At 36.6% G+C, this 25,180-nt stretch carries 23 protein-coding genes; 8 read left to right on the forward strand and 15 right to left on the reverse strand.

Annotated features, from left to right (window positions below):
- The first annotated feature begins 58 nt into the window (after nt 1–58).
- Nucleotides 59–592 carry a hypothetical protein gene (locus ACI6PS_RS00245; RefSeq protein ID WP_421010531.1) on the forward strand — a complete coding sequence of 178 codons (534 nt, stop codon included), beginning with the start codon at nt 59–61 and terminating at the stop codon, nt 590–592.
- A 112-nt stretch (nt 593–704) separates the two neighbouring features.
- On the opposite strand, the gene ACI6PS_RS00250 is transcribed toward ACI6PS_RS00245, so the two are convergent.
- Nucleotides 705–3,083 (reverse strand): glycosyltransferase, encoded by a 2,379-nt coding sequence (locus ACI6PS_RS00250; RefSeq protein ID WP_421010532.1) that lies wholly within the window; start codon nt 3,081–3,083, stop codon nt 705–707.
- Nucleotides 3,084–3,487: 404 nt separating this feature from the next.
- The gene (locus ACI6PS_RS00255; protein ID WP_421010533.1) at nt 3,488–3,745 is read right to left on the reverse strand and encodes an LPXTG cell wall anchor domain-containing protein; all 258 of its coding nucleotides are present in this window, start codon (nt 3,743–3,745) and stop codon (nt 3,488–3,490) included.
- A 578-nt stretch (nt 3,746–4,323) separates the two neighbouring features.
- Between ACI6PS_RS00255 and ACI6PS_RS00260 the strand changes: the two genes are divergently transcribed.
- The 3 genes from ACI6PS_RS00260 to ACI6PS_RS00270 all read left to right on the forward strand — a co-directional run bounded on the left by ACI6PS_RS00260 (nt 4,324) and on the right by ACI6PS_RS00270 (nt 8,379).
- Nucleotides 4,324–6,513, forward strand: a complete 2,190-nt coding sequence (locus ACI6PS_RS00260) for a glutamine synthetase III (protein WP_421010534.1) — start codon at nt 4,324–4,326, stop codon at nt 6,511–6,513.
- A 166-nt stretch (nt 6,514–6,679) separates the two neighbouring features.
- On the forward strand, nt 6,680–7,462 hold the full coding sequence (locus ACI6PS_RS00265; protein ID WP_421010535.1) for an OmpA family protein: 783 nt from the start codon (nt 6,680–6,682) through the stop codon (nt 7,460–7,462).
- 32 nt (nt 7,463–7,494) lie between these two features.
- Nucleotides 7,495–8,379 carry an OmpA family protein gene (locus ACI6PS_RS00270; protein WP_421010536.1) on the forward strand — a complete coding sequence of 295 codons (885 nt, stop codon included), beginning with the start codon at nt 7,495–7,497 and terminating at the stop codon, nt 8,377–8,379.
- 135 nt (nt 8,380–8,514) lie between these two features.
- Here ACI6PS_RS00270 and ACI6PS_RS00275 read toward each other — a convergent pair whose 3' ends face one another.
- Nucleotides 8,515–8,952 (reverse strand): DUF1573 domain-containing protein, encoded by a 438-nt coding sequence (locus ACI6PS_RS00275; protein WP_421010537.1) that lies wholly within the window; start codon nt 8,950–8,952, stop codon nt 8,515–8,517.
- A gap of 336 nt (nt 8,953–9,288) precedes the next feature.
- On the opposite strand from ACI6PS_RS00275, the gene ACI6PS_RS00280 reads away from it, so the two are divergent.
- Nucleotides 9,289–11,922 (forward strand): valine--tRNA ligase, encoded by a 2,634-nt coding sequence (locus tag ACI6PS_RS00280; protein ID WP_421010863.1) that lies wholly within the window; start codon nt 9,289–9,291, stop codon nt 11,920–11,922.
- A 71-nt stretch (nt 11,923–11,993) separates the two neighbouring features.
- On the opposite strand, the gene ACI6PS_RS00285 is transcribed toward ACI6PS_RS00280, so the two are convergent.
- The 7 genes from ACI6PS_RS00285 to rsfS all read right to left on the reverse strand — a co-directional run bounded on the left by ACI6PS_RS00285 (nt 11,994) and on the right by rsfS (nt 17,635).
- A complete protein-coding gene (locus ACI6PS_RS00285; protein ID WP_421010864.1) occupies nt 11,994–12,635 on the reverse strand; it encodes a superoxide dismutase in 642 nt (213 codons plus the stop codon).
- Nucleotides 12,636–12,860: 225 nt separating this feature from the next.
- Nucleotides 12,861–13,130 (reverse strand): acyl-CoA-binding protein, encoded by a 270-nt coding sequence (locus ACI6PS_RS00290; RefSeq protein WP_421010538.1) that lies wholly within the window; start codon nt 13,128–13,130, stop codon nt 12,861–12,863.
- Nucleotides 13,131–13,790, reverse strand: a complete 660-nt coding sequence (locus ACI6PS_RS00295) for a phosphatidylserine decarboxylase family protein (RefSeq protein WP_421010539.1) — start codon at nt 13,788–13,790, stop codon at nt 13,131–13,133.
- Nucleotides 13,774–14,607: a phosphatidate cytidylyltransferase gene (locus ACI6PS_RS00300; protein ID WP_421010540.1), complete on the reverse strand. Its 834-nt coding sequence runs from the start codon at nt 14,605–14,607 to the stop codon at nt 13,774–13,776. The genes ACI6PS_RS00295 and ACI6PS_RS00300 overlap by 17 nt, the downstream gene beginning before the upstream one ends.
- 1 nt (nt 14,608) lies before the next feature.
- Complete coding sequence (locus ACI6PS_RS00305; RefSeq protein ID WP_421010541.1) at nt 14,609–15,208, reverse strand: lactate utilization protein B/C; 600 nt, start codon at nt 15,206–15,208, stop codon at nt 14,609–14,611.
- A 114-nt stretch (nt 15,209–15,322) separates the two neighbouring features.
- A complete protein-coding gene (ftsH, locus tag ACI6PS_RS00310) occupies nt 15,323–17,257 on the reverse strand; it encodes an ATP-dependent zinc metalloprotease FtsH (RefSeq protein ID WP_421010542.1) in 1,935 nt (644 codons plus the stop codon).
- A 3-nt stretch (nt 17,258–17,260) separates the two neighbouring features.
- The gene (gene rsfS, locus ACI6PS_RS00315) at nt 17,261–17,635 is read right to left on the reverse strand and encodes a ribosome silencing factor (RefSeq protein ID WP_421010543.1); all 375 of its coding nucleotides are present in this window, start codon (nt 17,633–17,635) and stop codon (nt 17,261–17,263) included.
- Between the two features lie 92 nt (nt 17,636–17,727).
- Between rsfS and ACI6PS_RS00320 the strand changes: the two genes are divergently transcribed.
- Nucleotides 17,728–18,459: a biotin--[acetyl-CoA-carboxylase] ligase gene (locus ACI6PS_RS00320; protein WP_421010544.1), complete on the forward strand. Its 732-nt coding sequence runs from the start codon at nt 17,728–17,730 to the stop codon at nt 18,457–18,459.
- 52 nt (nt 18,460–18,511) lie between these two features.
- Here ACI6PS_RS00320 and ACI6PS_RS00325 read toward each other — a convergent pair whose 3' ends face one another.
- The 5 genes from ACI6PS_RS00325 to pyrE all read right to left on the reverse strand — a co-directional run bounded on the left by ACI6PS_RS00325 (nt 18,512) and on the right by pyrE (nt 23,106).
- Nucleotides 18,512–20,770 (reverse strand): ATP-binding protein, encoded by a 2,259-nt coding sequence (locus tag ACI6PS_RS00325; RefSeq protein ID WP_421010545.1) that lies wholly within the window; start codon nt 20,768–20,770, stop codon nt 18,512–18,514.
- A 3-nt stretch (nt 20,771–20,773) separates the two neighbouring features.
- The gene (locus ACI6PS_RS00330; protein ID WP_421010546.1) at nt 20,774–21,388 is read right to left on the reverse strand and encodes a biliverdin-producing heme oxygenase; all 615 of its coding nucleotides are present in this window, start codon (nt 21,386–21,388) and stop codon (nt 20,774–20,776) included.
- A gap of 9 nt (nt 21,389–21,397) precedes the next feature.
- Complete coding sequence (locus ACI6PS_RS00335) at nt 21,398–21,835, reverse strand: response regulator (RefSeq protein ID WP_421010547.1); 438 nt, start codon at nt 21,833–21,835, stop codon at nt 21,398–21,400.
- Nucleotides 21,836–21,998: 163 nt separating this feature from the next.
- Complete coding sequence (locus tag ACI6PS_RS00340) at nt 21,999–22,391, reverse strand: SRPBCC family protein (protein WP_421010548.1); 393 nt, start codon at nt 22,389–22,391, stop codon at nt 21,999–22,001.
- A gap of 67 nt (nt 22,392–22,458) precedes the next feature.
- Nucleotides 22,459–23,106, reverse strand: a complete 648-nt coding sequence (pyrE, locus tag ACI6PS_RS00345) for an orotate phosphoribosyltransferase (protein ID WP_421010549.1) — start codon at nt 23,104–23,106, stop codon at nt 22,459–22,461.
- A 7-nt stretch (nt 23,107–23,113) separates the two neighbouring features.
- Here pyrE and ACI6PS_RS00350 point away from each other — a divergent pair, with 7 nt between their 5' ends.
- The gene (locus tag ACI6PS_RS00350) at nt 23,114–23,710 is read left to right on the forward strand and encodes an NUDIX hydrolase (protein WP_421010550.1); all 597 of its coding nucleotides are present in this window, start codon (nt 23,114–23,116) and stop codon (nt 23,708–23,710) included.
- 84 nt (nt 23,711–23,794) lie between these two features.
- The gene (locus ACI6PS_RS00355; protein ID WP_421010551.1) at nt 23,795–25,138 is read left to right on the forward strand and encodes a DEAD/DEAH box helicase; all 1,344 of its coding nucleotides are present in this window, start codon (nt 23,795–23,797) and stop codon (nt 25,136–25,138) included.
- Nucleotides 25,139–25,180: the final 42 nt, after the last annotated feature.

Consider the following 25,180-nt stretch of genomic DNA (forward strand, 5'->3'; position numbering starts at 1 on the left):
TTTTTTGGTTTGGTTTTTGGGATACTTTTATAAAATCAATCATTAAACATTAAAAATTATGAAACGTATATTTTTACTTTTAGCAGTAGTAGCAATGACAACTTTACAAAGTTGTGAAGGCGATCAAGGACCAGTTGGACCACAAGGTCCAGAAGGACCGGGCGACGGAGATACAATAAGTGAAGTTTTTGAACTTCAAAACGTAAATTTCCAATTGAATCAAAACAACGAATACACGATTTTCCGTGAATTAAACCCAGCCATTATAGACTCTGATGTTATCTTAATTTATAGAATGTCGGGAACAATCAACCCAACAACTCCAATCTGGCAATTGATTCCAAGGACATTATTCCTAGACGAAGGTGAATTAGATTATGATTATGATTTCAGTGCAGTTGATTTTACAATCTATGCAGGTGGAACCTATAACTTGGCTACAACCCCACAATTTATAAACAACCAAACATTCAGAATTGTAATTGTTCCAGGTTATTTCTCAAGAGGAGCCAACGTGGTGGACTTTGAAGATTATAATGCAGTTATTGAAGCTTACGGAATAGACGACAGCAACGTTAACGTTTTGAACTAAGAAATAATAGGCAAACAAAAAAAGGGAAACATTACGTTTCCCTTTTTTTAATTTGGTAAGACACGAACCGAATAAAGTATTTGTGCAAATTAATGTGGTCCGTGTCTTGATATTAATGTAATTCCTGTGTGGCAAAAGCTTTGGTTTTCCTTCTGTGATACACTTGATTTTCGTTTCCAAAATATTTATAGCTCATCAAGCGTGCCATCAAATAGCTCACGGTCGATTCTGCTCCTTGGTTCAAATTCACATTTTTTTCTTCCAATCCGTCAAAGCAACCTCCCGTACAAGGATTGTAAATCACCTGTTGCAAATGATTGTTTCCTAGGAACCAATTGAACGCCATTTCCATCTTATCCAAATATTGTTTTTCCTTGAAGATATCATGGAATTTTCTAAGGGTGATAATCGTATAGGCCACATCAATTGGTTGTTCGCCATAACGTTCAACATCCTCACCTTTTATTTCCCAGCTTCTGTTACTGATTACTTGGATGCTGTTATCCGTAAACGTTTTGTTCATCAGGAAGTCCATCGATGTTCGGGCAATTTCCTTGTATTCTTCATTTCCTGTCATGCTGTACGCACAAAGCAATGCTTCAGGCAATACGCTATTCGCATACGTCAGGTAACTTTCATACCATTCCCATCCAGGAGAAGATTCATGGCGGTACATCTGCACCAATCGGTTGGCCAAAGTAGTCGTCAATGCAACAGCTTCTTCGTTATCTACGGTTCTATTATAGTAATACAATCCTTTGATGATAAAAGCCATTGCTCTCGTAGAATATGTCACTTCCGAGCAAACAAAACATCTTTCGAGGATGCTTTCCGCTTTATGCGTAAGCTCCTCAGGCATAATGTAAGATAGCGAAACCAAGTAGCCCAATGCCCAAATCGCTCTTCCGGTCGAGTCTTCAAGATTCACCTCTGCATTTTGCGCCGTAAAGTTCTTATTGAAATCTACATAGTTCAGGAAATGCATATTCGGACGCTCGCAATAGGCAATAAAATCCAAATAAATCTTGATGTATTTCAAATCAGCAGGATCCTGCGTCATTTTATAATGCTGGCACATCGCAATCATCGCACGCGCATTGTCATCAATAGTATAACCCGAATTAATATCCGGCTGATTCAAGATTGAAAACTGCAACATCCCAAAATCGGTTGTCATTTTCTTGATATGATCCAGGTTGATTTCCGGATTTCTATAATGTAGTTCTATCTGGTTGCCCGAAATTTTCTGCAAGAACTGTGCATGTGCAACAGCCGAGTTCTCCCAAGCCGTACACGTAATTTTATGCAAGCCATTTGCGATGATGTTCTGTTTCAACTGCACATCAAATAACAAACGGTTCACGCATTCTGCCAGTTGCTCCGAATTTCCAAAATCAAAAAGCAATCCCGTATCGCCCGACAAAAATTCCTTCGCATGCGGAATAGGGGTAGAAACCACCGGACAACCACAGCTTAAGGCGTAGGCAAAAGTCCCGCTTACAGCTTGGTTAGGATCTTTGGAAGTAAACAAATAAACATCCGTCATCTGCAGGTATTCCAAAAGTTCGTCCAAAGGCAGATATTTGTTGATGAATTTCACATGTTTTTGCAAATTCAAATCAATAATCTTTTGCTGTAAAAATTCACGATACTGCTCGCCTTCATTCAAAGCCACAGTCGGATGCGTTTTTCCAATAATCAAAAATACCACATCTGGCGATGTTTTCACGATGTTTGGAAGCGCGTCCAATGTAGTTTCAATACTTTTTCCAGAGCTCAACAGTCCAAAAGTCGAAAGTACTTTCTTATTCTGAAGGCCATATTTTTCTCGCAATGCTTTTTTATCCAAATGCGGCACCAAGTGCGTCCCGTGTGCAATGACACTGATCTTTTCTCCGTCCACCACATAATCACGCGTAAGTATTTCCGAAGCACCATCCGTCATTACGATAATTCCCGAAGCATGGTCCAACAAATGCTGTACTTTCTGCTTGAAAACTTCATCTGGTCGTGGCAATACAGTATGGAAAACAAATACAATTGGCTTGTTCACATTCGAAACAAATTTCAAGAAATCCGCTTCGCCTTCGGCAAACAATCCAAATTCATGCTGCAACAAAACCACTTTGATATTAGTATCGTTATTTATTTTTTCTGCCAAATCCTTATATGAGGATGCATCTGATGTGTCTAATATATACTTCACATCCTTATTCGCATAAGTATGCTTTTCCTTACTGCTCTCCAATGCACAAATTTTGATATCAAAGGAATACACAAATTGCTTTCTCAAAGCCTTGATCAAATCTTCAGAATAAGTGGCAATACCGCACTCACGAGGAGGGTAGGTGGTAAGCACCAATACTTCGGGCAAGACATTATCTGATGTTTTTTTCTTATCGGCAAAAAAATCACTGGCGATTTTATTTGAATTAGCTATTGGCATAAACTTCAAATTTACATTTCGGTTATAGACGTTATTGTTTTCCATTTTGTGCAATTTTAGTAGGTTTAATAATCATTTGACAGTATAAATTAGGGTCACTATCAGATTTAGTAAAATTCTTTAAAATTCCCCTCGAACCTTTATACTATATTTCTAAAATATTATACAATTCATGTTTTAACATTTCAACATCAAAGTGCTAGACATAAGTAACATACACTTTCATTAAATTATATTCCAATACAACCAATAAAAAAAGCGGTTCTTTTTTCAAGAAACCGCTTTTTAGTTTTTCAAAAACCTTAAAATCTTAATGTTTTAGACTTAACTCCTTAATGTTTAAAATCTTCAAAATAATTAATACATTAAGAATAAAATAATCCTTCTGTCTTTTAATCTAAAAAGTCTAAGTAGTCTAAGAAGTCTAAAAATCCAAGTTGTCTAAAAATCTATTTTCCCAACCATTGATTAACCCTTTCCACGGCAACATTAGCCAGATCTTCACCCGTGTTCGCAGTGTTTTTAAATTCCTTTTGAGCCTTTCTCTGTAGGCTGTTCAACTTGCTTTTGAAGTTTTCCGCAAGATGTTCCGCCTCATCAATAAAGCGATCTTTCTTCGATTTTTTTCTGTTGTATAATAAAATTCCCGCCGCCGTAAGCAATGCAACTCCCGCTGCCACCCCTACAATTACTTTTTTGTTACTCATAATTTCTTTTTTTTGAATTAGCAATTCTTTTTCCTAAAATTACCCATTTACATTTTCCCATGAAAAGGGTTTATGCAATTTTTAACGTATGTATAAGTGTTCCAATGCTACACACACCTCCCAAACACTTCCACACCGTCCCCTAGAGTTTTCCCTCGTCCCCCAAAGCTTCCACACCGTCCCCCAGAGTTTTCCCTCAGCCCCCAAAGCTTCCGCACCATCCCCCAGAGTTTTCCCTCAGCCCCCGAAGCTTCCGCACCGTCCCCCAGAGTTTTCCCTCAGCCCCCAAAGCTTCCGCACCGTCCCCCAGAGTTTTCCCTCGTCCCCAAAGCTTCCGCACCGTCCCCCAGAGTTTTTCCTCAGCCCCCAGAGTTACCACACCGCCCCCGACACCCTTAACCATGTTTTTTTTATGATTTCATAATTACTTAACCATTTATTTAGGGTTAGATAATCTAAAAATAGCTGTTTTGATAATTTAACCCCTAAAAAAATAGGGCAAAATGTTTTTCATTTAAAAAAAGTAATATCTTTGTGCGAAATTAATAGGGGTACAACAACTTTTAAAACTTATTTTTATGTCAACATTACGTTTTCAAGCATTAAAGGATGCATCAAGCAGAAAACCAGTTAAATTTGAAGAAGCCGATAGAAAGTCAAACATCTTCGGTTCAAATGTTTTTAATGACAAAGCAATGAAGCAGTTCTTGACTTCAGATGCTTTCAAAGGAGTTCAAGATGCCGTACAGCACGGAACTAAGATTGACAGAAAATTAGCAGATTATATCGCAATGGGTATGAAAGAATGGGCACTTTCTAAAGGTGTAACGCATTATACCCACTGGTTTCAACCCCTAACAGGAACAACGGCAGAGAAGCACGATGCTTTCTTCGAAACTTCATACGATGGAAGCGATCCAGTAGAAAAATTTGGTGGAGCTCAATTGGTACAACAAGAACCAGATGCGTCAAGTTTTCCAAACGGAGGAATCAGAAACACATTTGAAGCACGTGGCTACACCGCCTGGGATCCAACATCTCCAGCCTTCATCTTCGGAACAACATTATGTATCCCAACGGTATTCATTTCATACACAGGAGAAGCATTAGATTATAAAACACCTTTGCTAAGAGCGTTGCACACCATCGATCAAGCTGCAACAGAAGTTTGCAGATACTTTGATAAGAATGTAAAGAAAGTAACCGCCACTTTAGGATGGGAACAAGAATACTTCCTAATCGACAGCTCGTTGGCAAATTCACGTCCAGATATCCAAATGACAGGAAGAACCCTTCTTGGGCACACTTCAGCAAAAGGACAACAATTGGACGATCACTATTTCGGATCAATTCCATCTCGTGCCTTGAACTACATGAGAGAATTGGAAGAAGAATGTATGCTATTGGGTATTCCAGTTAAAACACGTCACAACGAAGTAGCACCAAATCAATTCGAGTTGGCTCCAATCTTCGAAGAAACAAACCTTGCTGTAGATCATAATTCATTATTGATGGATGTAATGCAGAAAGTAGGGGAGCGTCACGATTTCAAAGTGCTTTTTCACGAGAAACCATTCAAAGGTGTAAACGGTTCAGGAAAGCACAACAACTGGTCATTGGCAACAGATACAGGTATCAACTTGTTGAGTCCGAGCAAAACACCAATGAGCAACCTTCAGTTTTTGACGTTTTTCATCAATACCATCAAAGCAGTTGATACGTATGAATCATTACTAAGAGCTGCAATCGCAACAGCAAGTAACGACCATAGATTAGGAGCAAATGAAGCACCACCGGCAATCATCTCAGTTTTCATCGGAGAGCAATTGACAAAAGTATTGGCTGAATTGGAAGGTGTTTCTAAAGGAAAACTATCTCCAGAAGAAAAAACCGATTTGAAATTGAACGTTGTAGGGAAACTTCCAGACGTTCTTTTGGATAACACAGACCGAAACAGGACTTCTCCTTTTGCCTTTACAGGAAATAAATTTGAGTTCAGAGCCGTTGGTTCTTCTGCAAACTGTGCCAATGCAATGACAACGCTAAATGCCATCGTTGCAAAACAATTGATTGATTTCAAGAAAGAAGTAGATACTCTAATCGAGAAAAAAGACTTAAAGAAAGACGAAGCTATTTTCAACGTATTGAGAGAATACATCAAGACGTCTAAAAATATCCTTTTCGAAGGCGATGGTTACAGCGATGCTTGGGAACAAGAAGCGGCAAAAAGAGGTTTGAGTAATTTCAAGACAACTCCATCTGCTTTAAAAGCAAAAGTTTCAAAACAAGCGTTGGATTTATTCAGCGATTTGAAAATCATGAACCACGTTGAAGTGGAAGCCCGTTACGAAATCGAGTTGGAAGAATACACCAAGAAAATCCAAATCGAAGGAAGAGTTTTAGGTGATATTGCAAGAAACCATGTAATTCCAACAGCTATCAAATATCAAAATACGTTGATTGAAAATGTAAAAGGCTTGAAAGAAATCTTTGGTTCAGAATTCGAAAAGATTGGTAAAGAGCAAATCGTTCTAATCAGAGAAATTTCGGGTCATATCGAAGGAATCAATACAAACGTTGAAGCTATGACAGAAGCACGAAAGACTGCAAATGCCTTGACAGATGCTCAAGAAATGGCAGAATCGTATTGTGATGCTGTTAAGCCATACTTCGAAGTAATCAGAGAGCACTGCGACAAGCTAGAGCTTTTGGTTGACGACGAAGCCTGGACATTGACTAAATACAGAGAATTATTGTTCACACGATAATAGCTTCTAAATATTCTAAAAACACCTGCAAGTTTCTATTTGCAGGTGTTTTTTTATATATTTATTTCCCCTCCTTTGGAGGGGTGCCAGAAGAGCGGGGTGGAATATTTAAAATATAAAAACATACTATTTATTAAAAGACATCGTTTAGTATAAAAATCACCCAATGAAACGAAACTACTTTACCCTACTATTGCTTCTTTGTATAAATTTTTTATCAGCACAAGAAAAACTGGAATTATATTTTGATTTTAATAAAGACATTCCAAACGAAAAATCTACTGAAAAATTAATTAATTGGCTGGAATCAATTGATTCTGTCGAAGTATCAAAAATAGAAGGCTATTGCGATTTTATTGATACTGATGAATACAATAAAGAGCTGTCTTTAAGAAGAGCAAATACAGTGATGTCCTATTTGAAAGGTACTGGAGTAAATGTCAAAGACATTGAAATAATCGGCTTTGGAGAGAATTTCAAACAATCCGAAGTACAAAGCGAAAACAGGAAAGCAATCGTTTATTATCAACAAATAAAAAGAGTAGAAACAGCCAAACCACTCACAGAATCCAAGCTTTCAAAACAAATTACAGATTCAAAAGTTGGAGAGAAGTACAAACTCGAAAACCTAAACTTCTATAATATGAGCGATGTAGTCGTTCCCGAATCACGCCCAATATTAGTTGATTTATTACGAATTATGGAGGCCAATAAAACCTTAAAAATAGAGATTCAGGGACACATCTGCTGTATGCCAAAAGATACTTACGAAACAGCAAAGCTAAGAGCAATTGCGGTTTACAAGTATCTAATTTTTAACGGTATTGATAAGGAAAGATTGTCGTATGTAAGCTTTGGAAGTTCAAAACCTATTTATCCTCTACCCGAAAAATCAGAAGCAGAAAAGGAAGCCAATAGAAGGGTTGAAATTATGGTAATCAGCAAATAATCCCTACATTCGTTATACATTCAAATTTGAAAATGAAAAAATACCTTTCCATACTATTGTTTTTTATCGCTGTTTCTGGATTTTCCCAAGAGCAATTTTCTGTTTTCTTCGAAAGCAATAAATTCGAATTGCAAAAAGCCGAAATAAGCAAGCTAACTGCTTGGATGGATGCCAATAAAGAAGTCAAAATCGTAGCCATAAACGGTTATACTGATGAAGATGGAAGTGTAGGTTTCAACGATACATTGGCAAAAAAACGTGTAAGCTTTATCTACAATCAAATCTCCGGAAAGGTAAAAATCCGTGAAGATTTCAAAACCAGAAGCTTCGGAGAATTACACAATCAATCGGCCGATAAATCCCAAAACAGAAAAGTAACCATCTATTATATCCTTCAAAAAGATTTGGCAAGAGAAGATGAAATCTTAGGCATAAAAAAGATAGAAGAAGCTCCAAAACCAAAGCCAGTCGCCAATTATCCATCAAAAATCGTCATCGACAATCCAAACGGAACGACTTCAGAATATAATTTAGATGTCAACTTCATGAAGCAAGTAAACGAATCAAAAGCAGGCGAAAAACTAAAAATTGAAAACCTGAATTTCCAATTCAATACCTTCGCAATCGTCAACGAATCAAGAGGGAAATTGTATGAATTGTTGCTTGTAATGCAAAACAATCCAACCTTGAAAATCGAAATACAAGGCCACATCTGTTGCAACCCATCCAACAAAGGAAAACTTTCCGAAGAACGAGCAAAAGCCATCAAAAACTTCCTAGTCGGACAAGGAATCGATAAAACAAGAGTAACCTTCAAAGGCTTCGGAAGCACACAACCCATCTATCCATTACCCGAAAAAACCGAAGAAGAACGTGCCGGAAACCGAAGAGTAGAAATCCTAATCCTAGAAAACTAAAACCTTTGCGACTTGGCGACTTTGCGAGCCATTTTCTCTCGCAAAGTCGCCAAGTCGCAAAGCAAAAAAATCAGATAAGATTTAAGCAAAAAAAACTGCCATTTCTGACAGTTTCTATATTCTAAAAGCTAAAATTTAAGCTTTCTCTAAAATCGATTTTTTCTTCTCCAAAGGATTCACTTCCTTTTTTACAATCACTTCACCCTTGATTTTCAAAGGCACTTTTCCACCTTCATAATTCACCGCGTTCGACTCAACCGTAATCGTTTTTCTAATCGCACCAGGTCCCATATTGTATTTCACATCAATTTTTCCAGTTTTCCCCGGTAAAATCGGCTCTTTCGGAAACGATGGTACGGTACAACCGCAAGTCGACTGCACATTCGAGATAATCAAAGGCGCATTTCCCGTATTTTTAAACTCAAAACTTCTCAAACCATTATCCGTTTCTTTCGAAACCGTTCCGTAATCAATCGTGTTGTCCTTCGCTGTAAATTCGATTTTTGGTCCAGTTTGAGCCAAACCAACCGCGCTAACACCAACAAAAGCGAATAAAAGTAATAATTTTTTCATTGTAAGATTTTTAATTCGATTAGGTAAATTTACTTTCTTTTAATTAAAGTACAAATTATTAAAGTTAATTTTTTATACTCCGTTAATTCTTTACTTTTGTATCCATTACAAAAGGAGTGCCAAAAGTTTAATTTCTATTATTAGGAGCAAAACGCTTGGGCTTTTTCAGAATCCATGTTCCTGCTGGAGCCACTCGCTTTGCCCTGCCTTATCAGGCAGTTCAAGAGCTCAGACAATGGCACCATCAGGGCTAGAGAACAAACCATATTCCATAACGTTCGGAATAAAAAAGAACGAATCGAGAAACAAATAACCGAATCAACGAATAAACAAGATATGACAATTCCATCACAATTCGACGCCAAAGCCATCGAGCAAAAATGGTACGACTACTGGATGAAAAACAATTATTTTCACTCAGAACCCGACCATAGAACACCGTACACCATTGTAATTCCTCCGCCAAATGTAACGGGAGTTTTGCACATGGGACACATGCTCAACAATACCATTCAAGACGTTCTAATCCGTCGTGCTCGACTAAAAGGATTCAACGCTTGTTGGGTTCCGGGAACGGACCACGCTTCTATTGCAACTGAAGCAAAAGTCGTAGACAAGCTCAAAAAAGAAGGCATCAACAAGAACGATTTGTCACGTGAGGAATTCTTGAAACACGCTTGGGAATGGACCGATAAATACGGCGGAACTATCTTGGAACAACTAAAGCAATTAGGTTGCTCTTGCGATTGGGACCGTACAAAATTCACAATGGATCCGGATATGTCGGCTTCTGTAATAAAATCCTTCGTTGATTTATACAATAAAGGCATGATTTACCGTGGCTACCGAATGGTAAATTGGGATCCGGAAGCAAAAACTACCTTGTCAGACGAGGAAGTAAACTACGAAGAACAACAAGGAAAATTATATTTCCTAAAATATAAAATCGAAGGTTCGGAAGAATTCTTGACGATTGCCACAACGCGTCCAGAAACTATTTTTGGAGATACTGCCATTTGCATCAATCCAAACGACGAGCGTTTCACACATCTAAAAGGTAAGAAAGCAATTGTTCCTATCGCAGGAAGAGTAATTCCAATCATCGAAGACGAATATGTTGACATCGAATTCGGAACAGGTTGTTTGAAAGTAACCCCAGCTCACGATGTAAACGATAAGGCTTTAGGCGACAAACACAACCTGGAAGTAATTGATATTTTCAACGATGATGCAAGTTTGAATTCTTTCGGATTGCATTACCAAGGAAAAGACCGTTTCGTAGTTCGTGAAGAAATCGCAAAAGAATTGGAAGCAAACGGAAGCTTGCCCAAAACAGAAATCCACTTGAATAAGGTAGGAACTTCTGAAAGAACAAAAGCAGTAATCGAGCCACGCTTGTCCGACCAATGGTTCCTGAAAATGGAAGAATTGGTAAAACCTGCCATCAAAGCGGTTTTAGAAACAGAAGAAATTAAATTATACCCAAAGAAATTTGACAACACTTATCGTCATTGGTTGGAAAACATCCGCGATTGGAACATTTCACGTCAACTTTGGTGGGGTCAGCAAATTCCAGCCTACTATTATGGCGATGGAAAAGAAGATTTTGTAGTTGCTGAAAATAGTGAAGATGCTTTAGTTTTAGCTCAAAAAGCTACAGGAAAAGCAGATTTGAAAGCGGAAGATTTGCGTCAAGATGTTGATGCATTAGACACTTGGTTTTCCTCTTGGTTATGGCCAATGGCCGTTTTCGGAGGTATTTTAGAACCAGAAAATAAAGATTTCAAATACTATTATCCAACAAACGACTTGGTTACAGGTCCGGACATTTTGTTTTTCTGGGTGGCGAGAATGATCATTGCAGGTTACGAATATACAGGTGAAAAACCGTTCAACAATGTGTATCTGACAGGTTTGGTTCGCGACAAGCAAAGGCGCAAGATGTCAAAATCTTTAGGAAATTCTCCAGACCCACTTGGCTTAATTGAAAAATTCGGAGCCGATGGTGTTCGTGTGGGCTTGCTTTTGAGTGCTTCTGCAGGAAACGACATTATGTTTGATGAAGAACTTTGCAACCAAGGAAAAGCATTTTCTAACAAAATTTGGAATGCTTTCAAGCTAATTAAGGGATGGGAAGTTTCAGATGCAATTCCACAACCAGAATCATCAAAAGTGGCGATCGAATGGTACGAAGCAAAACTAAATCAGACATTAGCTGAAATTGAAGACAATTTCGAAAAATACAGAATTTCAGATGCCTTGATGGGAATCTACAAATTGGTTTGGGACGATTTCTGTTCATGGTTCTTGGAAATGATTAAACCAGCTTACCAACAACCAATCGACAGTGTTACTTTTGCGAAAGCAATAGAAATGCTAGAGAACAATATGAAATTGTTGCATCCCTTCATGCCTTTCTTGACAGAGGAAATCTGGCATTTAATCAAAGAAAGAAGTACAGAAGAAGCCTTGATTATTTCAACTTGGCCAGAATCAAAACTATTCAATGCCGATTTGATTGCTGATTTTGAAACGACAATAGAAGTTATTTCGGGTGTTAGAAGCATCAGAAAAGACAAGAACATTCCATTCAAGGATACAATTGAATTGAAAGCCATCAACAATGATAAGTTTTCAACCTATTTTGATTCGGTAATATCTAAACTAGGAAACATCACTTCTTTCGAATATGTTTCAGAAAAAGTAGATTCTGCTTTGTCTTTCCGTGTAAAATCGAATGAATATTTCATCCCAATTGCAGGAAACATCAACGTTGATGAAGAAATTGCAAAATTGACGGAAGAATTGAACTACATCAAAGAATTCTTGAAATCGGTTCAAGTGAAGCTTTCAAACGAAAAGTTTGTAGCGAATGCAAAAGCTGAAATCATTGAAAACGAACGCAAAAAAGAAGCTGATGCTTTATCGAAAATTGCTACAATCGAACAAAGTTTGGCAAGTTTGAAATAAAAGCTTTTACATTATAAGCATAAAAAAAGTCCCTAATTATGGGACTTTTTTTATTTCTACATAGGAAAAAATTATTGTGCTACAACCGCTTTTGGCTTGGCACTGTCATATTTTTTAGAAACTGCTTTCCAATTGATTACATTAAAAAAGGCTTCAATATAATCCGCTCTTTTGTTTTGGTAGTTCAAGTAATAAGCGTGTTCCCAAACGTCCAATGCTAAAACTGGAGTTCCTGTCACGCCAATATTTGGCATCAAAGGATTGTCTTGATTGGATGTACTTGCAACTGAAAGTTTACCCGCTTTATCAACCAAAAGCCAAGCCCAGCCTGAACCGAATTGCTTTGTAGCAACATCACTAAATTGTGTCTTGAAATCTGCGAAAGAACCAAAATCCTTCTTGATGGCTTCTGCCAAAGCTCCAGTTGGTTCACCACCTCCGTTTGGTCCCATAATGGTCCAAAAGAAATTGTGGTTGTAGTATCCACCGGCATTGTTACGAACTGCTTTATTTTCTAAATCCAATTTAGTTAGAATTTCTTCGATTGTTAGTTTTTCAAGTTCTGTTCCAGCTATGGCTTTATTCAAGTTATTTGTATAGCCTAAATGGTGTTTTGAAAAGTGAACTTCCATTGTTCTGGCATCAATGTAAGGAGCCAAAGCATCGTAGGCATAAGGAAGCGGTATCATTTTAAAAGTTCCTTCATCGGCCATTACATCCGCTGGATTTCCCATTGGTGCATTTGTAACTTCTTTTTCTGGAAGCGGAACTTCTACTTCTTGTAGTTTTTTATCATTGCAGGAAGTTAATCCCATGAACAATGCTAATGTAGAAACAATGTAAATCGATTTTTTCATATTGAAATGTTTTAGTTGTATAAAGGTAGTATTTTAAATAAAAAACGTTAATGGATTTTAAAAATCATTAACGTTTATGGTTTATTTTTTTATGATAGAATTGATGGTTTCAATATACAATTCCTTGGCTTCATCTGCCGAAAGATGACTGATTTGCATCCAAGCATTGGTTTTGAATGCATTTCTCAAGTCAAAATTGTTTGCTTGATTGGTGCCTATTGTTCCTGCTGTAGATTGTTTGTAATAGGCATAAAGACGCAACTGAACATCTTGGGGTAAGGACGCCTGTGTCATATTTGAAGCAATTTCTACAGCTTCCTGAAATCGAGTTTCTAAATCTTTCTCGGACATTTATTTCTTAGCAATTACAGTCTGATTTCCTTTAACAACATCGTTAAGCTTTACATTTAGTTCAGTTCCAAGTGGTAAAAATAAATCTACTCTTGAACCGAACTTAATGAAACCTGCATCAGTTCCCTGAACAACTTGAGTTCCTTCTACGGCATAATTAACGATTCTCTTTGCAAGAGCTCCAGCAATTTGTCGGTATAGGATTTCACCAAATTCTTTTGTTTCAATCACAATTGTTGTTCTTTCGTTTTCCTCGCTGGCTTTTGGATGCCAAGCAACAAGGAACTTACCTGGATGGTATTTGCTGAAATTGATTTTTCCACTTGCAGCATATCTTGTTACGTGTACATTGATAGGCGACATAAATATAGAAACCTGTAAACGTTTGTCTTTGAAGTATTCGCTTTCAAAAACTTCTTCAATTACCACCACTTTTCCATCAACTGGAGCAACCAGATTTTTATCTTCTGGACGAATGGTTCTGTTTGGGTTTCTGAAGAATTGAAGAATAATGATCAAGAAAATCAATGCAATTACCTGAATAGTTTTCAGCAACCAAAAGTTGTCTTTTAGAAAATAATCCGCTGCAAATACGATTGCAACCGTTAAAACGCAAGCTCCTAAAATAGTTTTCGCTCCTTCTTTATGAAAGTGTAACATAGTTTAAAATTTGATAAAATAAAAATATAAAGGGTGCTACAAATATAACACTATCTAATCGATCTAGGATGCCTCCATGGCCCGGCATTATTTTTCCGCTGTCTTTTACTCCAGCAATTCTTTTAAATTTTGATTCAATCAAATCGCCAATTGTTCCAAAAAGACCAACGATTATAGCAAATCCAATCCAAATATTTTGAGCAATTTTTCCTCCTTCAATATAATATTTCGAGATTAAAAAACTTGCAATTACCGCAAATACGATACCTCCAAGAAATCCTTCGATGGTTTTTTTAGGAGAAATGCGTTCGAATAATTTATGTTTTCCGATTGATTTTCCAACGATATAAGCAAAGGTATCATTTGTCCAGATCAAAATAAAGATTCCAATAATAATTTTCGGATTGTAGCCTTTTATTCCAAACGGAATTTTGGTAATGATAATAAATGGCAGGATAATATAGCCGAATAGATAGACGTATCGTGAAATAGAATCAATTTTATTTCTTTTATCATCAAATAAAAAAATGATGCATTTTATTGAAACAACTAGAGTAGCAAGGAGTAGGGTAAGGTCGAAGCTTTGGCTTAATTTAATCTTATTCACCGATAGATAGGCAACACTTCCGTAGGTAGCACTGGCAACTAAAACAGGAAAGATTTTATTGAGGTGTACTAATTCGCAAAACTCATAAACGGCAATGAGCAGGAATATGCCAAAAAGAATAAAAAAACTTTCAGTGGAATAAAGGATTGAAGCTATTAATAAAACGATGTATATAGCACCAGAAATCGATCTCTTTAGTGTTTCATTCATCTTAAAGATCTTCTAAAAGCAGTAAATAAAGATTTTTGGCGACACTTCCATAATGGAGAAAGTCTTCCTCTTTTGCTTTTTCAAAATATTTAATGGTAGTAATATTTGTTGGGTAATCTCTTTCGTAGCGTTTTTTAATTTCTCTCAAACCGTCGCTTTTACTGCCAATGATTTGGCTTGTTGTCGCCATAATGATAATATTGGCAGGCAATTCAAGAGGTTTGTTTTGTTTAATCTGGTTTGAAGAAAAAAGAATCGAACCTTCATCAGCAATCAGATTTTCGCAACTAGCCAAAAGAAATTTAGGATTTTCAGGTTTGTTGTAATTGAGTTTATTTTCATCCAAAAGACTAAACAATTTAGGCTCATAACAAACTGCTTCACTTTCAAACCAATCGTTTTCTTCCAAAATATCTTCAAAATGAGTCTTCACTTCGCCCATATTTTCACAATACAAGAATTTACCTCCATTTTTTTTAAAATTCAAGGTAAATAATTCATCGATAGGCGTATTATCTAACGAAAAAGGGTTGTAGTCACTGTCTTTTTCCTCATCGGAAGAATCGTTACCAGAACCAAAAAATTTCTTAAAAAGACTCATATAAAATTATTCAAATGCTAGATTGATGACTTGAAAACGTTCAAAGATAAAAAAATCTTAATTCAAAATATTTATTGAATTAAGATTTTTCTAAAAAAAGGTCGAAATACTTCTTTAAAGACTCGTTTCTTCCTGCAAATTTGCGTCGAAGCTTCTTTTTCCGAAGATATTTTCTAAATCGTCCTTGAAGATTACTTCTTTTTCGATTAAGATATCTGCCAATTGATTTAGCTTGTCCTTATTGTCTTCCAATATCTGAATCGCGCGTTGGTATTGACTTTCAATCAAGTCTGAAATTTCTTTGTCAATAATTTTGGCTGTGTCTTCAGAATAAGGTTTTGAGAAGTTGTATTCACTCTGACCCGTAGAATCATAATAAGTTACATTTCCAATTTTATCGTTCAATCCGTAAATAGTTACCATTGCGCGAGCTTGTCTGGTTACCTTTTCCAAATCGCTCAAGGCACCGGTCGAAATTCTGTTGAAGGTGACTTTTTCAGCAGCTCTTCCGCCCATTGTGGCACACATTTCATCCAACATTTGGTCTGGACGAACAATCAGCCTCTCTTCTGGCAAATACCAAGCGGCACCCAAACTTTGACCTCTAGGAACGATTGTTACTTTTACCAAAGGAGCTGCGTGCTCCAACATCCAACTTACCGTTGCGTGACCTGCTTCGTGAATTGCAATTGCTTTTTTCTCGTCAGGAGTAACAATTTTATTTTTCTTTTCTAAGCCACCTACAATCCTGTCAACAGCATCAAGGAAATCTTGTTTGTCAACTGCTTTCTTATCTTTTCTCGCAGCAATCAAAGCGGCTTCGTTACAAACATTTGCAATATCAGCACCAGAAAAACCTGGAGTTTGTTTTGCTAAAAAGTCAGTATCCAGTTCAACCTCTTTTTTCAATGGAGCCAAATGCACTTCAAAAATTTCCTTTCTTTCACGAATGTCCGGAAGGTCAACAAAAATCTGTCTGTCAAAACGACCAGCTCTCATTAGAGCCTTATCCAATACATCAGCTCTGTTGGTTGCCGCCAATACGATTACATTAGAATTGGTTCCAAAACCATCCATTTCAGTAAGCAATTGGTTCAATGTGTTTTCACGTTCGTCATTACCACCTGACATGTTGTTTTTTCCACGGGCTCTACCAACAGCGTCAATTTCATCAATAAAAATGATGGCTGGCGATTTTTCTTTGGCTTGTTTAAATAAATCTCTTACACGAGAAGCTCCAACACCTACGAACATTTCCACAAAATCAGAACCTGATAGAGAGAAGAAAGGTACTTTTGCCTCTCCGGCTACGGCTTTCGCCAATAACGTTTTACCTGTTCCTGGAGGTCCAACCAATAGTGCTCCTTTTGGAATTTTACCACCAAGATTAGTATATTTTTCTGGGTTTTTCAAAAACTCAACAATTTCTTGAATTTCTTCCTTTGCACCCTCTAAACCGGCAACATCTTTAAAAGTGATCTTAATGTCGTTTTTCTCGTCAAAAAGTTTCGCTTTTGATTTTCCTATGTTGAAGATTTGTCCTCCGCCAGCACCACCAGCACCGCCACCAGACATTCTTCTCATGATGAAAATCCAAATGACTACAATGATGATGATTGGTAATAGGCTTACAAAAATTTCACTCCAATTTCCTCTTTGTGAAAATTTATAATCTTTTAATTTATTTTCTTTATCGGCAGTTTCTAGCTTTTTTTGAAACGATTCGATATCACCAATATCAAAGGTATAGTGAGGACCTTTGTTTGGTTGGTCCAACATGTTTTTAGAAACTTTTTCGTGGACTTTTTCCTTTAAGGCGGCTTCAGTCAAGAAAACCTCTGCTTCTGTTTTATTGTAAATGATTACCTTATCAATTTCACCTTTGTCAAGGTAAGTGTTGAATTTAGAAGAGGAAATTTCTGTAGGTTTTTCAAATGCTGAATCGCCACTGAATATGGTAAAAAGTAAAAAAAACGCAATAAGTGCACCTGGAATCAACCAAGGACCTATCTTGAATTTATTTGAATTTGGATTATTTTCTTTAGCCATTTTTTAGTAATTGTTTTTGATGGTTGTGATTTTTGCATCACCCCAAAGGCTTTCAATATTGTAATATTCGCGGATATGCTTTTGGAAAACGTGAACAACGATATTCACATAATCCATCAAAACCCATTCGGCATTTTCCATGCCTTCAACATGCCAAGGCTTGTCTTTTAATTCTTTTGAAACTGTTTTTTGAACTGAGTTGACAATTGCACTCACTTGGGTGTTGGAGTTTCCGTTGCAAATGATGAAGTAATCACAAGCTGAATTGTCAATTTCTCTTAAATCAAGGATATCAATATCGTTACCTTTAACTTCTTCTATCCCTTTGATGATGTTAGCCAGTAAAACATCATTATTATTTATAGTCTTTTTCGCCATTTAAAATTTTTCTATTTTTGCAAAGTTATCATTTTTTGTGGTTAATTTTGAACCTTAACATAAGATTAAACCCCAATACACAAATTATTTTCATGAAATTAATCAAACTCGATGCCATAGATTCTACAAATGATTTTCTAAAGGAATTATTAGCCAATAATAGTCCTGAAAACTTTACGGTTATTACTGCTGAGGATCAAACAAAAGGCAAAGGACAAATGGGCTCTGTTTGGGTTTCTGAGAAGGGTAAAAATCTAACTATGAGTGTCTTGGTGAAAGATTTTCTTTTTGATATCAGTCAAATTTATAATCTAAATGTTGGCATAGCTGTAGCTGTTATTTCGGTTTTGGAAAAATATAATATTCCGAAATTAAGTATCAAATGGCCAAACGACATAATGTCAGACAATAAAAAAGTTGGTGGCATACTTATAGAAAATGTGATAAAAGGTCCCGCCAATATTGATTCTATTATCGGAATCGGATTGAATGTAAATCAAGCTAATTTTGAGGGTTTGCCTAAAGCTTCTTCACTTTCGATTATGGCAAAAAAGACTTTCATGAAGGATGAAATACTCCATAAAATTGTTGAAGAAATAAAGCTAAATGTTTCAAAATTAGTAAATAATGAATCATCAGCATTGTGGAGGAAATATACCGAATTATTGTTTAAAAAAGGAGTGCCGATGCCGTTTGAAAGTGTTAATCAAGAAAGGTTTATGGGCATCATTCAAGGAGTGTCAAAAATTGGACAATTGGAACTTTTATTGGAGGATGATACTGTTAAAACTTACGGTATCAAAGAAATTCAAATGTTATACTAATAAAAAAGACTGAGTAATTTTCTCAGTCTTTTTTTTTTGAATTGGTATATTTTTATTGATTCAACGGAAAATATAATCTAAACGTTGCGCCTTGATTTTCAACTCCTTCCGCTACTATAAATCCTTTGTGAACTTGCATGATCTTTTTGCATAAAGCCAATCCTACACCGGAACCCTTATATACTTCTTGGGTGTGAAGCCTGCTGAAAATATTAAAGATATTCTCGGCAAATTGCTGATCGAAACCAATTCCATTGTCGGAAAATTCCAGTACTTCAAAGGATTCGCCATTCAACGGTTGTTTTCCTAAAGATCGTATGTTTACGATTGGGGTTTTATCTGGAAAGGAATATTTTAAAGAATTCTGAATCAGGTTTGAAAATAATTGCTTCATCAAAAACGGAATTCCATTTATTTCAGGTAATTCTGGAATGTTGATAATTGCTTTTCTTTCATTGATATGCTCTGTCAAATCAGATAGAACTTCTGTAAGAACGTCTTTTGGTTGTACTACTTCAAATGAATCGTCAACGTGTTGAATTTTGGTATATTTCAAAATATCAATCAACAATGTCTGCATCCTTTGTGCGGAATTATTCATCCTTTGTACCGAATTGATTACGTTTTCGGATAATTCCTCATCTTCTTTTCCTAATAATCTTGAGGATAGCATCTGGATTTTCCGCAAAGGTTCCTGCAAATCATGCGTGCTGATCCAATTGATATTTTCTAATTCTGAATTCGTTTCCTTGAGGAGTTCGCTCAGTTTTCGATATTTTTCTTCTTCTTGAGAAATGATCAGCAAGTTGAATTGCTTTTGCAGTGTATGCGCATAATTTGCGGCCGCATTTAGTTCTGGTTGCAACCAAATTTTGCTTTGACACTTGACGATTTCCTTGTACAACTTGAAGGAGTTTCTAGGATACAAACCGTTTACATCTTTAATAATGGCTTTATTTGGATCGCCTCCCCAGTTAATTTCGGTTAGCGATTCTGGCCGGAACCAAATGATACAGTCGTTGTTGTCAATGCTTAAAGAATGATAGATTATTCCAGAAGCTTCATCGCAATAATCATTAACATCAGGTAAGTGATCTATTAATTTTTCTGTTGAAAATGTATCGGAAGTTATAGAAACCGATAGCCATTTCGCGAGTTTGCTTATGTTTTTATCATCCGGAACTAATCCATTTTTATAAATGGTATTATTGAATAGGATAGCAACCCCCGAAGCATTACAAATTTCCAGAAGATTATTATTTTCTATAACCGTTTGAAATGCATCCTCCTTCGCGGGAAGATTCAGTGCATTTAATTTTTCGAGCGCAATGTTCGATTTCCGTGAAACTTCGTATTCTTCGTTTGATTGACGGATGTCTATCTGCGAAGTGATGAAATGTCCTTGAAGCTGTGCAGCCAATCGAATTTCTGGTGTAAGATTTTTAACACTGTAGTGATGACAAGCAATCAGTCCCCATAATTTCTTTTGATGAATCAGCGAAATGGTCAATGTTGCGCCAACGCCCATATTGTGAAGATATTGAACGTGCATTGGAGAGGTACTTCTCAAAATCGAAAGACTTAAATCTAAGTTTTTCGAAGCATCGTTATCATCAATTGTATAAATAGGAACAGGTGTATAATCAATGTCCACAATCAATCGCAAAAGATTTTGCATGTACAATTCCCTTGCCTGAGCGGGAATATCGGTATGCGGATAATGCAGACCTAAGAAAGGTTCTAAATCGTCGCGAACGCTTTCTGCAAAAACTTCACCGTTGTAATCCTTGTCAAAACGGTACACCATAACACGGTCGTAACCGGTTATTTCACGAGTACCTTTCACCACCATTTCACATAATTCTTTTAGCGTATGCGTGGCATTCATATAGGATAAAAACTGCGAGGTCTGGTCGTAAACATCGGCCAGTTTTTTCGTATCTTGATCAGAAGGTTCTGCTTCCAGAATGTATGTTTGATTGCTTTTATGTACAGTGCATAAGAAATGTTTGCCTAACAATTCAAGTTTTAAAAGAGAAGAGGAAAGCAATAAGTTTTGTTCAATATATGCTCTAACCAATATTTCCTGCTGTTCGCCAAATATAGATTTGAAATCGTTTCCTAAAGCAGATTGATAGGTCGATTTAATATAGTTTTCTATATTCCCACTGCAGAAATCAATTTTCCATGAATCTGCATTAATTCCGATTAAAAAGCCATGTGGCTGAATACTTCCTGGAATATGAATTGGTTCAAATTCACAATTTGTAAGATTTACAATATCGCGGTTTACAATGTCCTTTATCTTCATAAACTACCGAGCAGAATTTTCAGCCAAATGCTTGTGAATAGTACTAAAGGCATAATCTGCTCCAGCAATAATTTCATCTGCCGAATTGGTTTCAGATTCAAAATCCGTTAGCACGTTTAGGAATTTTTTCCACATGCTTCCTGTTTTATTTCCGTAACCTGAAAAATAAGAGGCTCCGTTTTCTTCGTCAAAACCAAGGCTTTCCTGAATGTTCTTCAATATAAACCTTCCTCCAAGCGTAGATCCTTCTACAACGTACATAATTCCCATTGCAAAAGGGATAGAAATATTTGTTGTATCGAACGGCGCCTGATAAGCCTTGATTTTTCCTTTAGCAAAAAGAATGTCATTTGCTAAAATTGAAGCTTTTGTTCTTTGTTCAAGATCATCGACAACAGTCGATAAAATAGGATAGATGCTGTCTTCTAGATTTTTTACCACATCGTGCATCAAATTCAGATACAAGATGTAATCTTCATTGGTGATTTTTGGATCAACAATTATTTTAGAAATTGGCAAGTCTTCAAGACCTGTATGTGATGGTGAAGTTTTACTTCTTAAATTTTCTAAAAAAGTAGCGGTAGCAACTTCTTCTTGATTTAAATTTTCAATGCTCATTATTGAGAACTAATTGTTTAGATATACAAAATTTTCTTTACTGGTTTTAAAAGTACTCCAGTCTATATTTAAAGTGTGTTGTATTGTTTTCTTTAATACCGAAAAATCTGTTGGTTTAGGCACATAGAAGCTTGCTCCCAAGGCAAAACTTTTGGCAATAGTTTGTTCATCGCTTGATGTTGAAAAAATAACAACGGGTAATTTTTTTAAATTATCTGAAGTTCTTAATTTTTGTAAGACATCAAATCCGCTAAAACCAGGCATGTTCAGATCTAAAAAAACGATGTGCGGATTTGGTGGTGGATTTTCAAGATCATGCAATAATTTCTTTCCATTGTTTTGTGTGACAATGTTCAAGTGATCACCGATTTGGCTGGTTACTTCTGTAAAGAATTCTAAATCCTCTGCGTCATCATCCGTGTAAAATATCGTTAACTCATTATTCATAAAATTCTTTTTTAAGCATCAACAACAAATATAAGCAATCGTTTTTATTTTTTTTGTTAAATGTTCGCTAACCATTTGCGGATGAAAACTTTTTGTTAGATTTTTCTGTAAAAATAAAAGCCTCTTAGAAACTAAGAGGCTTTTGCTAAAAAATATCTTGTTTTTAAAGCTTATGCATGTTCTGCGCCAAAGTCTCAATGAATTTACTGATAGGTCCTTTGATCATCATGGCCATCATAGCGTTAAATTCTCCTTCGAAGAAAAGTTGCACATCCGAAGCATCACTTGAAGTTTCATTGATATCTGCTGTCAAGGTAAATGGAAGTTTGTCCGAAGCGGCACCTAAAACTACTTTTGATGGAGCAACCTTATCTTTCATTTTTAATTTGATTTCAGGCATTCCTTTCAATCCAAAAATAAAAGCATTTTCATCCAATACTTCAAATTTTGCGATGCTCTCCGGCATTAATTTTTCGAAATTCTTTACGTCGCACAAGGCATCAAACAAATATTGAGCTGATTTTGGTACGTTAACTTTAGGACTTTCTAAATTCATTTTGTTTAGTTGTGAGTTATAAGTTGATTATTAGTAAATCATAAATCTACAATCTACATTCTAAAATCTACACTTCAACACCCCAAGTAGATGGACTTGTTCTCCATTCTTGCAATGTTTTTTCTTCTTCTTCGGTGATGTATTTTTTGTTTACGGCCAAAGGCAATAGGTTTTCATAATTGCTCAAAGTGTATAAATCAACCTTGGCATTCTTGAAATTTTCGTCGGCAACTTGAAATCCGTAGCTGAAAATGGCGGCCATTCCTTTTACGTTTGCACCGGCTGCCTTTAAAGCTTCAACGGCCATCAAGCTGCTGTTTCCTGTGCTGATAAGATCTTCAATAACTACTACGTTTTGTCCTTTTTGCAAGAAACCTTCAATCTGGTTTAATCTTCCATGCTTTTTTGGTTCTGGCCGAACATATACGAAGGGAAGCGCCAAAGCTTCGGCAACTAGCAAACCAATGCCAATTGCACCTGTGGCGACACCGGCAATTACATCGGGTTTCCCGAATTGTTTTTCAATATTTTTTGCAAATTCATCTTTTAGATAATTTCTTATCGGTGGAAATGAGAGTGTTATCCTATTATCGCAATAAATAGGCGATTTCCATCCGGAAGCCCATGTAAAAGGATTTCCTGGATTCAATTTAATTGCATTTATTTGTAAAAGCAATTCGGCAGTTTTGCTGGCAGTATCTTTATTAAAAATCATAGTACAAATGTATAAAGTTTTTGTGAACGACAAACCACTTTTTCTAACAAATGAAATCTTCAAGGAGACAGATTTTCAGTTGTTTTTGTTGGAAAGTGCAGACATCAAGCAAATTATAGTAAAAATATTTCAGAATAAAATTCAAAAGGCCTATCTCTACCATCCTGACGAGAAGGAAATTATGAAGACTTTGAAAACCAAGCTTCCGGTTCAGAAAGCGGGTGGCGGATTGGTTTATAATAAGAAAAATGAAGTACTGTTTATCTTTAGAAACGGCAAATGGGATTTGCCCAAAGGCGGCATTGAAAAAGGCGAGGAGATTGAATATACCGCTCTGCGAGAAGTGGAGGAGGAAACGGGTGTTGACAAATTGGTGATTACGGATAAATTACAGAAAACCTATCACATCTTTAAAAGAAATGGAAGGTATAAACTGAAAGTAACGCATTGGTTTGAAATGAGGACGAGCTTTGACGGAACTCCACAAGGTCAGCTGGAGGAAGGTATTGAGAAAGTAGCCTGGCTGGGGCCAGATGAAATCAAGGAAGCGTTGAAAAACTCCTACGAGAACATAAAATTATTATTTGAAGAAAAGGCCCCGTAAGGGGCTTTTCGCTTTTTATGTGTTTTAGGTTTTTAAAATTCATAACTTATAATTCATAACTCATAATTCATTTACCTTTGCGGCATGAATCAAAATCATCACTCCAACAACATTTTATTGAATTTAGGTTTTGAAAGCCTGAATGAAATGCAGTCTGCTGCGCAAGAAGCTATTTTAGAAGAAAGTAATGTTTTACTGCTTTCGCCAACGGGTTCGGGGAAAACAGTGGCTTTCCTGATGCCTATTTTTGAAATGCTGCAGCCTGAAATTCTTTCTGTTCAATGCTTGATTATTGTTCCGTCGAGGGAACTGGGTTTGCAGATTGAGCAGGTTTGGAAAAAAATGGGTACGGGCTACAAGGCGAATGTTTGTTACGGTGGGCATTCGATTGATACAGAGATTAAAAACTTGAGCAATCCGCCGGCGGTTTTGATTGGAACTCCGGGAAGAATTGCGGATCATATTGACCGAGGGACTTTTAGGACAGAGAAGATTGAGACGCTGATTTTGGATGAATTTGATAAATCTTTGCAACTCGGTTTTCACGAGGAAATGTCGTTTATCATTGGGAAATTATCGAAATTGAATAAAAGGATTTTGGTATCGGCTACTTCTGATATTGAGATTCCGAAATATACAAGGGTGGTGAATCCGACGGTTTTGGATTTTATTCCGAGGGAAGAGGAGAAGACCAATCTTTCGATGAAGATGCTGGTTTCGAAGGAAAAAGATAAGATCAATACGTTGTTTAGCCTGATTTGTTCGTTGAAATCGCAATCGGCTATTATTTTCTGCAACCATCGTGATGCGGCGGAAAGGATCAGCGATACTTTGAATGAAAGAGGGATTTATGCAACGTATTACCATGGTGGCATGGACCAGGATGAGCGCGAACGTGCGTTGATTCAGTTTCGAAACGGGAGCGTGAGTTATTTGATTACGACTGATTTGGCGGCGAGAGGTTTGGATATTCCTGAAATGAAACACGTAATTCACTATCATTTGCCTTCAAAAGAGGATGAATTTACACATAGAAACGGACGAACGGCAAGGATGCTGGCTTCTGGAACGGCTTATTTGCTTGTTCACGAAAGTGAAAAAAAGCTTGATTACGTCGATTATGGAATGGATGTTTTGAATGTAGAGAATTCGAAATCATTGCCTAAACCACCTGAATTTCAAACCATCTATATTTCGGGAGGGAAGAAAAACAAGCTGAACAAGATTGACATCGTTGGGTTCTTTTCTCAAAAGGGAAAACTTGAGAAAGGCGATCTGGGATTGATTGAGGTGAAGGATTTTATTTCGTTTGCTGCCGTGAAATTCGGGAAAGTGAAAGATTTGCTTCACAACATAAAAGATGAAAAGATGAAAGGGAAAAAATTTAAGATTGAGGTGGCAAGGAAAGTGGTGAAGAAAGAGGAGTAGAGAAGAAAGAGGCAAGAAGAAAGATTGGAATGTCTTTTCTCT

Origin of the sequence: Flavobacterium sp. PLA-1-15, assembly GCF_049060005.1 — a bacterium.
Classification (GTDB): Bacteria; Bacteroidota; Bacteroidia; order Flavobacteriales; family Flavobacteriaceae; genus Flavobacterium.